This window comes from Hyphobacterium marinum, assembly GCF_036330325.1.
GTDB classification, from domain to species: domain Bacteria; phylum Pseudomonadota; class Alphaproteobacteria; order Caulobacterales; family Maricaulaceae; genus Hyphobacterium; species Hyphobacterium marinum.
The window spans coordinates 79,468-91,881 of sequence record NZ_JAZDRO010000006.1; the positions used below are offsets into that span (position 1 = coordinate 79,468).

Annotated in this window: 10 protein-coding genes and 1 tRNA gene; 3 read left to right on the forward strand and 8 right to left on the reverse strand. The window is 63.2% G+C overall.

What is annotated here, in order from left to right; genetic code table 11:
• Positions 1 to 44: 44 nt before the first annotated feature.
• Together clpX and V0U35_RS12890 are read right to left on the reverse strand one after the other, a co-directional pair.
• On the reverse strand, positions 45 to 1,337 hold the full coding sequence (clpX, locus tag V0U35_RS12885) for an ATP-dependent Clp protease ATP-binding subunit ClpX (RefSeq protein ID WP_330197140.1): 1,293 nt from the start codon (positions 1,335 to 1,337) through the stop codon (positions 45 to 47).
• 156 nt (positions 1,338 to 1,493) lie between these two features.
• Positions 1,494 to 2,123 (reverse strand): ATP-dependent Clp protease proteolytic subunit, encoded by a 630-nt coding sequence (locus V0U35_RS12890; RefSeq protein WP_330197141.1) that lies wholly within the window; start codon positions 2,121 to 2,123, stop codon positions 1,494 to 1,496.
• Positions 2,124 to 2,321: 198 nt separating this feature from the next.
• Between V0U35_RS12890 and V0U35_RS12895 the strand changes: the two genes are divergently transcribed.
• Positions 2,322 to 2,897 carry a hypothetical protein gene (locus V0U35_RS12895; protein ID WP_330197143.1) on the forward strand — a complete coding sequence of 192 codons (576 nt, stop codon included), beginning with the start codon at positions 2,322 to 2,324 and terminating at the stop codon, positions 2,895 to 2,897.
• A complete protein-coding gene (locus V0U35_RS12900; RefSeq protein ID WP_330197144.1) occupies positions 2,863 to 3,849 on the forward strand; it encodes a hypothetical protein in 987 nt (328 codons plus the stop codon). The genes V0U35_RS12895 and V0U35_RS12900 overlap by 35 nt, the downstream gene beginning before the upstream one ends.
• A 60-nt stretch (positions 3,850 to 3,909) precedes the next feature.
• Here the strand turns inward: V0U35_RS12900 and tig are convergent, their stop codons facing one another.
• Positions 3,910 to 5,439, reverse strand: coding sequence for a trigger factor (gene tig, locus V0U35_RS12905; RefSeq protein WP_330197145.1), 1,530 nt, complete (start codon positions 5,437 to 5,439; stop codon positions 3,910 to 3,912).
• Between the two features lie 118 nt (positions 5,440 to 5,557).
• Positions 5,558 to 5,642 (reverse strand) — tRNA-Leu (locus V0U35_RS12910).
• A gap of 105 nt (positions 5,643 to 5,747) precedes the next feature.
• Between V0U35_RS12910 and V0U35_RS12915 the strand changes: the two genes are divergently transcribed.
• Positions 5,748 to 6,353 (forward strand): methyltransferase domain-containing protein, encoded by a 606-nt coding sequence (locus V0U35_RS12915; protein WP_330197146.1) that lies wholly within the window; start codon positions 5,748 to 5,750, stop codon positions 6,351 to 6,353.
• A gap of 16 nt (positions 6,354 to 6,369) precedes the next feature.
• Here V0U35_RS12915 and V0U35_RS12920 read toward each other — a convergent pair whose 3' ends face one another.
• From V0U35_RS12920 to V0U35_RS12935, 4 genes are all read right to left on the reverse strand, one after another.
• Entirely contained in the window at positions 6,370 to 6,744 is a 375-nt protein-coding gene (locus tag V0U35_RS12920) for a GreA/GreB family elongation factor (protein ID WP_330197148.1), read from the reverse strand.
• A 257-nt stretch (positions 6,745 to 7,001) separates the two neighbouring features.
• Entirely contained in the window at positions 7,002 to 8,423 is a 1,422-nt protein-coding gene (locus V0U35_RS12925; protein WP_330197149.1) for an MATE family efflux transporter, read from the reverse strand.
• A 99-nt stretch (positions 8,424 to 8,522) separates the two neighbouring features.
• The gene (locus V0U35_RS12930; RefSeq protein WP_330197150.1) at positions 8,523 to 10,802 is read right to left on the reverse strand and encodes an NADP-dependent malic enzyme; all 2,280 of its coding nucleotides are present in this window, start codon (positions 10,800 to 10,802) and stop codon (positions 8,523 to 8,525) included.
• A 79-nt stretch (positions 10,803 to 10,881) separates the two neighbouring features.
• Complete coding sequence (locus V0U35_RS12935) at positions 10,882 to 12,366, reverse strand: NAD(P)H-hydrate dehydratase (protein ID WP_330197151.1); 1,485 nt, start codon at positions 12,364 to 12,366, stop codon at positions 10,882 to 10,884.
• Positions 12,367 to 12,414 lie beyond the last annotated feature (48 nt).

Genomic DNA, 12,414 nt, shown 5'->3' on the forward strand with positions numbered 1-12,414 from the left:
CCTCTCTATGGGTCAGGTGGCGATCAGGCCGCCGCGCGTCAAGGTCAGGCGCTGGAACGCGGCTCGGCGCGCGGTTCGGCCTTCTTCTTCTCGGCGTAGATGTAGAGCGGCTTGGCATTGCCCTCTACGGTCTCGCCATTGACCACGACCTCTTCCACGCCTTCCAGGCCCGGAAGTTCGAACATGGTCTCCAGAAGAATGCCTTCCATGATGGAGCGCAGGCCACGGGCCCCCGTCTTGCGGGCAATGGCCTTGCGGGCAATGGCCTTCAGCGCTTCATCGTTGAAGGTCAGGCCCACGCCTTCCATGTCGAAGAGGCGCTGATACTGCTTCACGAGCGCGTTCTTCGGCTCAGTCAGGATCTGGATCAGGGCACCCTCGTCGAGATCTTCCAGAGTCGCAATGACCGGCAGACGGCCGACGAATTCCGGGATCAGGCCAAAGCGCAGCAGATCATCGGGTTCAACTTCCTTCAGGATGTCGCCCGTGCGCCGGTCGTCGGTTTCACGCACGTCGGCCCCGAAGCCGATGGCCGAGCCCTTGCCGCGCTGGGAAATGACTTTCTCCAGCCCGGCGAACGCGCCGCCGACGATGAAGAGGATGTTGGTCGTGTCCACCTGCAGGAATTCCTGCTGCGGATGCTTGCGGCCGCCCTGCGGCGGCACGGATGCGACCGTGCCTTCCATGATCTTCAGAAGCGCCTGCTGGACGCCCTCGCCTGACACGTCGCGCGTGATCGACGGGTTGTCGGACTTGCGCGAAATCTTGTCGACCTCGTCGATATAGACGATGCCGCGCTGGGCGCGCTCGACATTGTAGTCCGCGCTCTGCAGCAGTTTCAGGATGATGTTCTCGACATCCTCACCGACATAGCCGGCCTCGGTCAGCGTGGTCGCATCGGCCATGGTGAAGGGCACGTCGATGATGCGCGCCAGCGTCTGGGCCAGCAGCGTCTTGCCGCAACCGGTCGGGCCGATCAGCAGGATGTTCGACTTGGCCAGTTCCACGTCCTGGTTCTGGGCGGCGTGGTTGAGGCGCTTGTAGTGGTTGTGGACCGCCACGGCGAGCACGCGCTTGGCGCGCGCCTGACCAATCACATAGTCGTCGAGGACCTGGTTGATCTCCTGCGGGGTCGGAACGCCTTCCTTGTTCTTGACGAGGGTGGACTTGTTCTCCTCGCGGATGATGTCCATGCACAGCTCGACGCATTCATCGCAGATGAACACGGTCGGGCCCGCGATCAGCTTGCGGACCTCATGCTGGCTCTTGCCGCAGAATGAGCAGTAGAGCGTGTTCTTGGCGTCGCCGCCTCCGCTGCTGTCGGATGATTTGCTCATGACTGCCTTCCCTCACACTTGCGCGGCACGCTGCCCTCCGCTTCGGCCCCAAACCCATGCAGGATCAGGGCCGGAGTTTAGCGAAAGGTTTCCGCGCCTGCGCATACGACCACATTGCGGGCGCAACGATCAAGCGCGGTTAACCGTAATGCCACCCTACTCCTTCGGCGTCTCGAGACCTTCCCGCTTCTCGAACACGTGGTCGATGAGGCCCCAATCCTTGGCTTCATCGGCGGACAGGAAGGTATCGCGATCCAGTTTCTGTTCGACTGTATCGTAGTCCTGACCGGTGTGTTTTACGTAAATTTCGTAGAGGCGGCGCTTCAGCTTCAGGATATCCTCGGCATGCCGCTCTATGTCCGAGGCCTGACCGCGGAAACCGCCCGAGGGCTGGTGAACCATGACGCGGGCGTTCGGCGTGGCGGACCGCATACCCTTCTCGCCCCCGGCCAGCAGTAGCGAGCCCATCGAGGCCGCCATGCCGATGCAGGAGGTCGAGACCGGCGAGCGGATGTACTGCATCGTGTCGTAAATCCCCAGGCCCGCAGTGACCACACCGCCCGGCGAGTTGATGTACATCGCGATTTCCTTCTTCGGGTTTTCCGATTCCAGGAACAGCAGCTGGGCGATGATGAGCGTCGCCATGTGGTCCTCGATCGGACCGGTAACGAAGATGATGCGCTCCTTCAGCAGGCGGGAATAGATGTCGTAGGCCCGCTCGCCCCGGCTGGATTGCTCCACCACCATGGGGACGAGGTTCATCATGACGTCTTCGGGATCTCTCATCGTGTAACGCGCTCCGGATGGAAATGACTGTGGGTTCGGCCGGGGACAGAAGACCGATTCACTTAACGAGTGGCGAACAGGACTATCGGAAGCGAAAACGCCCCGCGCAAGACATCCGACTGTGCGACGCCTTTCGCAGCTTGCGCTAAAGTTGTCTATACTCTACCTTTGCGTGTTTTATATCGGGAGATTTCGGACATGCGGCGTATCGTTTTATTGGTAGGGACAGTGGCGATTGCTGGCTTGCATGGGTGCACGTCGGTCAATTGGGAAGTTGAGGTCGAAAGAACGGAAACGTGCGGTCAACAAGGCTGCACGGACGAGACTGTCACCCGTGGCACAGTGGGAGGAACCTGGGGCGGCGAAGATCAACCCGAATATGTCGAGCCAAATCCGCTCCTACAGGGCATCGACGCGAACTTGCTGTCGTTTCACCTTGATGGCTCAAGCGTCAGCGTCCCACAGTCGGGTTCGATCACGGTTCATGCCCGCAACGCAAGTGGCGGCCTAGTCGCCTCTCAGACGTTCGGCTGGTCGCGTTCGGGCAATGTCATCACGCCGAGTGATCCCAATGCCGTCAATTCCTGGGCGGCTGTAAATGCACAAGGTGCCGCATCGGCAGATTTCGAGCTCTATTCCGGTCCGCTCAGCACAGAGGAAGGCTACAACACCTTCTTGATAAGCGTTCAATATGATGGATCACTTGTCGCGTCCGATGGCGAGATGTGGATCAACGAGTGTGAGCAAGGACAGCCCTACGTCGTTATCTGCTAGTCAGTATGCCGGGATGGCCGCCTGGAAACCGGCGGCCGTCCTTTCGGCACTCGCCCTGGCCGCTTGCGCAACCCCCGACATGCCGATCACGGCGCAGCACGCCTCAGGACACTCTTTTCAACATACTCAGTCGCCCCTGGGCGTCATCTGGTCAGCTGGGGTCGTCCTTCCCGGCCACTTGCAGACAATCCGGCCCGCCACCGAAATTCCGGTCTCGTTCCGCCCGTCTGCGGAAGTGGAGTTAAACCACAGCTCTGAGGACCGCAGCCTCACGGTAAATGCCGCCGTATCCATTCAAGAGGTTTTGAATCGCGGATTTACGTTCTGCACGGGGGAACAGGCTCCGCCAATGGACGTCACGCTCTACCTGATTGATGGTGGAGCCGGATTTTCAAGGGTCGATCGCGGGCTGCGCCGCCGGGGGGATCCGTGGCGACTACCGATCGCATTTCACGCAGATTCGGATCACCTTATCGCGAGGATCGCTCGCACGTCCGCGCACGAAACTTTTCATCGCTGGGCAGTTGACCAGTCGGCATTTCGCGATGTGGGGACGATAGAGGAAGAAGTCGCTGCCTATCTGGTCGGATATTGTGCAACCCTTGTGACGACCAGAGAATTGCCGCGGCACGCTCACCCTCCTTCTTCCATCGCCTTTGAGTCGGACGATGAGGCTGAGGATGCGGCCCCTTTCTCGGATCAGACGCTCGCCCGGCTTCTTGATGCACACAGGAGCGATTTGCCGTTTGACCAATCAACGACGGCAGCGATCTACCTCGGCCTTGCGGAGACGCTGCTGGCTGCACTGCCTGATTCCGACGGCGAGCTGGAATGCGAAGCGCTATCTCAACTTGCTCGTCAGCTTTCTAGCGATCCCAACAGTCTATGGCACATCATCGAAGCACTCGCCTCGGACGGTGCCGACCTACCGGTCGAGTCAGCCATACCGTGAATCGAAACGGGGCGGCCGATGACCGCCCCGCTCGTGATATTGTTCTGAACCTGCAAAGGATCAGGATTTCTTCGCAGCGGCCTTCTTGGCAGGTGCCTTCTTCGCCGGAGCCTTTTTCGCGGCGGCCTTCTTGGCCGGGGCTTTCTTGGCGGCCGGCTTGGCGTCGTCAGACTTGGCAGCGGCCTTCTTGGCCGGAGCCTTTTTCGCAGCCGCCTTCTTGGCCGGCGCTTTCTTGGCAGAGGCCTTGGCTTTCGGTTCCTCGTCCTCGGCGAACAGCGCGTCGCGCGACACCTTGGTGTCCTTCACGTCCGCCAGCTCGATGATGTAATCGACGACCTTCTCTTCATAGATCGGCGCGCGCATCTGGGCGACGGCGTTCGGGTTCTTCTGGAAGTATTCCACGACCTGCTTTTCCTGGCCGGGGTATTTGCCGGCCTCGGCATTGATCGCGCGGGCGACCTCTTCCTGGCTCACTTCGACCTTGGAGCCCTTGCCGATCTTGGCGAGGACCAGGCCGAGGCGAACACGGCGCTCGGCAATGCCGCGATATTCGGTGCGCAGCTCGTCTTCGGACTTGTCCTTGTCCTCGTCCTCGAGGTGGCCGTGCTCCATCGCGTGGCTGACTTCGCGCCAGATGGTCTCGAATTCCTGGTCGACCATGCCCGGCGGCAGGTCGAAGTTGTGCGCGGCGTCGAGCTGGTCGAGCAGATCGCGCTTCACCTTCATCCGGGATTGCTGGCTGTGCTCTTTCTCGAACCGGGACTTGAGCGCGTTCTTGAGTTCGTCGAGCGAGCTGAGACCGAAATTCTTGGCCAGATCGTCGTCGATCTTGGTCTCGGTGGGAGCCTCGATGGACTTCACCGTGACGTCGAACGTGGCCTCCTTGCCGGCCAGGTGCTCGGCACCATAATCCTTCGGGAAGGTCACTTTCAGCTGGCGCTCTTCACCCTTCTTGGCCCCGACGAGTTGCTCCTCGAAACCCGGGATGAAGGCCCCGTCGCCGATGGCGACGCGGGAATCGGTGGCCGAACCACCGTCAAAGGCTTCGCCGTCGATCTTGCCGACAAAGTCGATGACCACGACATCGCCCTCTTCGGCCTTGGCCGTCTTGGCGGTCTTTTCCTTGTAGGAGCGCGCTTCCTTGGCAAGGTTCGCGAGCGCTTCGTCGATCTGGTCCTTGCCGACTTCGGCGACCGGACGGGTCAGTTTCAGCTTGGCCGGATCGGCAGCCTCGAACTCCGGCATGATGTCGACCTGGATCTCGAATTCGAAGTCCTCGCCCGCCATCGCGCCTTTCGGATCGGTCTTGACCTCCAGCTTGGGCTGGGAGGCGGCTTCGAGCTTGCGCTCGTCCATCACCGACTTGACGGTTTCGGGCAGCATCTCGTCGAGCACGTCGCCGAGGATCGATTCGCCGAACACCTTGCGGATATGCGAGGCCGGCACCTTGCCCGGACGGAAGCCCTTCAGGCGGACCTGCGGCTGGATTTCCTCGATCTTGGTGGTCAGGCGAGCCTGCAAATCCTTGGAAGGAATGGTGACTTCAAAGGTGCGGCTCAAGCCTTCGGACTTCTTTTCGGTGACGTTCATCGATCGGCCTTAAGTCATGCGTTTCGGGCGGGTGGTGTGCGCCCCCGGTTGAAAGAGCGCGCGTTATGTCACGGCGATTCCCCGCGCGCAACGGGCAGGCGCGGCAGGTGCGGAGTTATGGTGCGGATGAGAGGACTCGAACCTCCACGGATTGCTCCACTGGAACCTAAATCCAGCGCGTCTACCAGTTCCGCCACATCCGCATCGCGCCGGGATGGTGCGCAAGGCACACATCCCGCGTGACGGCGTGATAGCAGGCTCCTATGTAGAGGCAAACGGAATTCCCCGTGCCGGAAGCGTTCACGCCCATGACCACTGACGAGACCCGTTCCGCCCTCGACTGGGAGCAACGCTTTGTCGAAGACTCAACGCCGTGGGAACGGCCCGGCCTGCATCCGGCCTTTGTCGACTGGCAGGCCTCGGGCGCGTTCGACGGGCTCGACTCGGTGATCGTACCCGGTTGCGGGCGCGCGCCGGAAGTCGCCGCCTTCGCCGATGCGGGCATCGCGACGATTGCCGCGGACCTTTCGACGACCGCGATCAATTGGCAGCGAAAGCGGCTGGAGGAATGCGATCTCACCGCCACGCTCTTTGAAGGCGATGTGCTGGCCTGGCGGCCGGACGCGCCGCTCGATGGCGTTTACGAGCAGACCTTCCTCTGTGCCATCCCGCCCCGCCTGCGCACCGAATACGAGGCGACCGTTTACGCCTGGCTGAAGCCCGGCGGACAGCTCTTTGCCCTCTTCATGCAGAAGGCGGAGCGCGGCGGTCCGCCCTATGGCTGTTCACTGGACGCGATGCGCGCGTTGTTCCCGGCCGACCGCTGGACCTGGCCGAAGACCAGCCCGGCCTCCTACCCGCACCCGTCGCTGAACGGGAAGCCGGAACTGGCGGTCATTCTGGAGCGGCGGTGAGCTTGCGAATTGCGGGTCAGTCGATCGAGACAATACGGATCAGACAGGACCGTCCCCGGTCATCCTCCCAGCCAAAGACCCGGCCTGGCACCAGACCGAGCAGGGCAGCACCTACCGGAGACAGGACCGAGATCAGGCCCTGATCAATATCGGCGTCCTGAGGCAGGACCAGCCTGACCACTCTTTCGCGGCCGGTCCGCATGTCCAGATAGGTGACGGTCGAATTCAGACGCACAAATGACCGGCTGGAACCGGTTTGCACAAGGATTGCCCGGTCAAGCTCCTGACCGAGCAGTGCTGCGCCAAAGGATGCGGCGGAATCACGGGCAGCAAGCCCGGAGAGCTGGTCATAATCGGAACGGGTGACATAAACGGCGGGATTGGCGCGCATGGGACTCTCGAAAGCAGTGACGGATCGTTGCGGCCATCAAGATGGCGCAAGCGATATCTGTCGGGATGGAATGTGATCTGTGGCGGAAATTGACCCCGGCACCTGACCGGAATCGGCTAGGCCCGGGGCTGACTGCTTACGAGAAGCAGACCCTCATCAATGCGGGACAAGCCGCGCGCATGTATCGAGTTGCAAGCCATAAAGCCGAGCATCTGCCTGGCCGCAGCACAAGTCAATCAGGATTGCTTTTTCGTTGATCAGGCCGGGGCATCGACCTTGTCGACCGGTTTAGGAACCTTGCGCCCCTTGCCCGCCTTGGCCGTCATCGGCGCGCGGGTCAGCACATAGGCCGCCGTGCCGACACCAGACAGGAGATTGGCGACAGCCAGACCGGCGATCACGCCGATGGGGCCGCCGGCGATGAAGGCCCCGGCTATCGAGAAGCCGATCACCATGATCGCCCGGCTCGATGTGATCATGACACCGTAGGAGGGCCGCCCCAGCCCGTTGAACCCGGCGCTCGCGGCAATGGTGATGCCGTAGCCAAAGACCGTCAGCGTCACCAGCATCCAATAGAGGCGCGCCACCTCTTGCCCTGCCGCGCTGGGCAGGAAGGACGCCGCCAGCGGTCCCTGCGCCACGATCAGGACCAGGGCGACGAGCAGACCCCACCCCAGGCAGAAGGCGAAACTCGTCAGGAAGGCGCGCCGGACCCGGTCGGTCAGTTCCGCACCGCCATTCTGCCCCGCCACCGCCCCGATGGAGGCCGAGAGCGCGAATAATGGGACGATGCCAAAGGCTTCCAGCCGTCCCCCGACCCCGACCCCGGCGACCGCCGCGTCACCGAACTGCGCCATGCCGAATCCGCCCATGACCACGACCATGGAAAGCGGATTGAAGGTGTTGGAGATGCAGGCCGGGATACCGACGCGCGCGATCTCGCCCCAGTGGTGGAAGACCTCGCTGAAGCCCGGCCAGGAAAAGTCGATCAGCTTTTCCCGGAAGGCGAGATACCAGCCGACCAGCAGGAAAGTGACGGCGTTGGCCGCAACCGTCGCCAGAGCCGCACCCGATACGCCCCAGCCGAGGCCCGGCAGGCCGACGAACGGCACTTCGGAGAAGATGAAAAACGGATCGAGGATGAGGTTCACCACCGCGGCGATGATCATCATCATCGAGGGGACGACCGCATTGCCGATGGCGCGCAGGACGTTGCTCGCCACCATCGGGCCGACGATCAGCACATTGCCAGCAAACCAGACCGTCATGTAGTCGGTCACGTGCGGCATCATCGTCTCGGTTGCGCCGATGACGCGGAAGAGCGGCTCAACCAGCAGAATGCCGAGAATGGAGACCGCCCCGACCATCAGGAGGGCGAGGGTCAGCGCGTCGGTGGCGATGCGCCGGACCGAGGAGAAATCCTTCTTGCCCGCCGCGCGGGAGACGGCGGAGACCGCCCCGGCTCCCAGCCCGATGGCCACGCTCATCATCAGCATGGAGACGGGGAAGCTCATCTGCACGGCGGCCTGCTGGGCCGTACCGAGCCGCCCCACCCAGTAGGCATCGACAATGCCGGTCAGCATCATCGCCACGATGGCAAAGCTCATCGGGATGACCATGCGCATGATGTGTCCGAAGACCGGTCCCTCGGTCATGTCGCGGCTGGCGCGTCCGGCCATGTCAGTCCCCTCTGTGCGTTGGGGTGACCATATAGGGTGGTTCGATCACACGCGCATCACGAAAGGGCGTTTGGCCCGTGTGCGCCTGTGAATAGAACGCTAGTTCGTCTTCAACCCCGCCGCCGACGGATCGAAGGCGGCAAGCCCGGCGAGGTTGACGATGTCGGAGACCGACGCGCCGAGCCTTGTGATCTGAACCGGCTTTTCCAGCCCGACGATGATCGGGCCGATCACGGTCGCCGCACCGGCGGCTTTCAGGAGCCGTGTCGCGATGGAGGCGGAATGCACTGCCGGCATGACAAGGACATTGGCTGGCTCGGTCAGGCGCGAGAACGGATAAAGTTCCTTGTGTTCGGGGTTGAGCGCTACGTCAGCGGCCATCTCGCCTTCGTATTCGAAGTCCACGCCGCGCGCGTCGAGCACACGGACAGCCCCGGCCATCTTCTCGGTCCGCTCGCCCGGCGGGTTGCCGAACGAGGAATAAGAGAGGAAGGCCACACGCGGCGTCAGTCCGAAGCGGCGCGCGGTCGCGGCCATTTCCTCGGCGATGTCAGCCAGCTCGTCCGGTGTCGGGAACTCGGTCTCGACCACGTCGCCGATCAGCAGCGTCCGCCCGCGCGAGATCGCGGCATTGATCCCGACGATACGCCCGCCCTCGATCGGGTCGAGTACGAGGCGAACATCATTCATCACCGTGTTGGTGTGGCGCGTGACACCCGAGACCATGCCGTCGGCGTGGCCCATCTTGACCATCAGGGCGGAGAAGACATTCCGGTTGGTGTTGACCAGCCGCTGCACATCGCGCTTCAGGAAACCCCGGCGCTGGAGCCGCTCGTAGAGGAATTTCGCATAGTCGTAATTGTGGTCTGACAGGCGCGCATTGCAAATCTCCAGCGCGTCCTCGGGGATGCCGAGTTCGCGCATGTTCTGATGGGCGATCTGCTCGCGGGCGACGAGGATGGGCTTGCCCAATCCCTGGTTCTGGAAGGCATGGGCCGCGCGGATCACAGACGGTGCTTCGCCTTCGGCAAAGACGATGGTCTTCTGGTCGGCCCGGATCGCGGCGGTTACGCGCTGTTGCAGGGCCGCTGTCGGATCGACCCGGCGCGCCAGTGAATGGCGGTAGCTCTCGTCGTCCTTGGCCTCGATGCGGGCGACACCGCTTTCCACCGCCGCACGCGCCACGAAGGGCGGGACATGGCCAATGAGACGCGGATCGAAGGGCGTCGGGATGATGTAGTCCTTGCCGTACTGCATCCGCCCGGACTTGTAGGCCGCGGCGACCTCGTCGGGCACGTCGAGACGGGCGAGATCAGCGAGCGCCTTGGCCGCGGCGATCTTCATCTCCTCGTTTATCGTTCGCGCGCGCACGTCCAATGCGCCTCGGAAGATGTAGGGGAAGCCGAGGACGTTATTGACCTGGTTGGGATAGTCCGAGCGCCCCGTCGCGATGATCGCGTCCTTGCGGACTTCCAGAACCGCTTCGGGCCGGATTTCCGGCTCGGGATTGGCCATCGCGAAGATGATCGGTTCGGCATTCATCGAGCGGACCATTTCGCCGGTCACGATGCCGCCCGCCGACAGACCGATGAAACAGTCCGCGCCCTTCATCGCCTGCTCCAGCGTGCGCAGATCGGTCTTCTTCGCGTAGGTCGCGAGGCGCGGATAGAGATCATTGCGCCGATCATGGACGACACCGTCCTTGTCGACGACGAGCACCTTGTCCGGATCAACGCCCATGGATTGGATGAGGTCGAGCACCGACAGGCCCGCCGCCCCGGCCCCGCACAGGACAACATTTAGCTCAGACATCTTGCGACCGGTCAGATCGCAGGCGTTGAGCAGACCGGCGGCCGCGATGATCGCGGTGCCGTGCTGGTCGTCATGGAAGACGGGAATGGGCAGAAGCTCGCGCAGGCGCTGCTCGATCTCGAAACAGTGCGGGCTGGCGATGTCTTCCAGGTTGATGCCGCCGAAACTGTCGCCAAACCCGGCGACGCAGTCCACGAACTTGTCCGGGTCGGTGTAGTCAACCTCGATGTCGAAAGCATCGATATCGGCAAAGCGCTTGAAGAGAACGGCCTTGCCTTCCATCACCGGCTTGGACGCACGGGGCCCGAGATTGCCCAGGCCCAGAATGGCCGTGCCGTTCGAGACGACGGCGACCATGTTGCTCTTGGAGGTGTAGTCGTAGACCGCTTCCGGGTCCTCGGCGATCGCCTTCACCGGCGCGGCAACACCGGGCGAATAGGCCAGCGACAGATCGCGCTGGGTCGCCATCGGCTTTGTCGGCGCGAGCGCAATTTTCCCAGGCACGGGTTCGGCATGAAATTCCAGCGCGTCGCGTTCAATCGGCGTCAGCGGTTTCTTCTCGGTCATGGCGCGGCCCGCCCTCTTGGTCCCAAGCGTCTCGATCCTGATCCTTACCCCGGTAGCGGGATTCGCGCCCGCCCGAATGTCATTTCAACGCGGACCGGGCGGCATCCGTCCGCCGCCGCCTGCGTAGCGCCGCGAAGCTGTTGGGTAAGGCCGCGATGACATCGCCCGCGATCAGCCCCTCCCCGGCGCGCAAACCGGCATCGCCATGCAGCCAGACCGCCGCGCTGGCTGCATCGAACGCATCGGTACCCTGGGCGAGGAAAGCGCCGGTTATCCCGGCCAGCACATCGCCTGTCCCAGCCGTCGCCAGCGCCGGGGTTGCGTGGGTGTTGACCCGGACGCGACCGTCCGGTGCGGCAATGACCGTGTCCGGGCCTTTAAAGACAACCACACAGCCTGCCCGCTCCGCCGCGGTGCGGGCGGCTTCGATCTTGTTGATTGGGGCTTCAGCCAGATCGGGGAAAAGGCGTGCGAACTCACCCGCATGAGGTGTCAGGACATCGCCGGGACGCAGGTGCGAAAACAGATGGTCCGTCTCGCCCTCGAAGCTCGTCAGCGCATCGGCATCAAGGACCAGCGCTGGTGAACGGGACAAAGCGGCGATGACGAGCTCTCGTGTCCCCTCACCCACGCCTGCCCCCGGCCCGAGCACGGCGGCGGTCGCCCGCAGGCCATCCAGCCCGGCGAGGAACCCTTCCACGCCATCAAAGCCGCGCACCATGACCTCGCTCAGGGATTGGGCGTTGACCAGGAGCGCATTCTTCGGGCTCAGAACCGTGACCAGACCGGACCCGGCGCGAAGCCCTGCCTGCGCGGCGAGGCGCGCAGCTCCCGTCGCGGACGGGCCACCGGAAAGGACGGCCAGGCGGCCGCGCCCGTGCTTGTGGGTCTGCCTATCCGGGCGGGTAGGCAGGTCAGGCCAAAGGTCCGGCGTGTTATAATCGCCGACCGGCTCAATCTCAGCGCGCCAGCCATCCGGAATGCCGATGTCGACGCAAACAATCTCTCCGCACTGGCCGCGCCCCGGCTCGAGAAGGTGAGCGGGTTTGGGGCGATGGAAGGTGACGGTCAGGTCCGCCCTGAATACAGCGCCGTCCGCCTGCGCCCGGTCGCCGTCGAGACCGCTGGGCACATCAACCGCGACACAAACCGCTCTGGCGCTATTGGTTGCAGTGCACAATTCAGCAGCCTGGCCTTCAAGCGGCCGGGCCAGGCCCGCACCAAAGAGGGCGTCGATCACCAGCCCTGCTTCATCCGGCCGGGCATTCTCTAGCGGTTCGGCAGGATCACCCCAGTGCGCATAGGCCCTGGCCGCATCGCCGGTCAGTTTTGCGGCATCGCCCAGCAGGAAAACGCGAACCGGCCAGCCCTTCTCCCGCAGCGCTGCAGCGGCAACAAATCCGTCGCCGCCATTATTGCCCGGGCCACACAACACCCGGACCGGCCGTTTCGACCATCGCTGGGCGATGGATTGCGCGACGGCCTGACCGGCCGCCTGCATGAGCGTCCAGCCGTCAACGCCGTTCGCGATCGCAAACGCGTCGGCGCGCCTGATGGCGTCCACGGAAAAAATTTCTGCGTTGACGGGCGCCATTTTGATTCGGAATCGTTT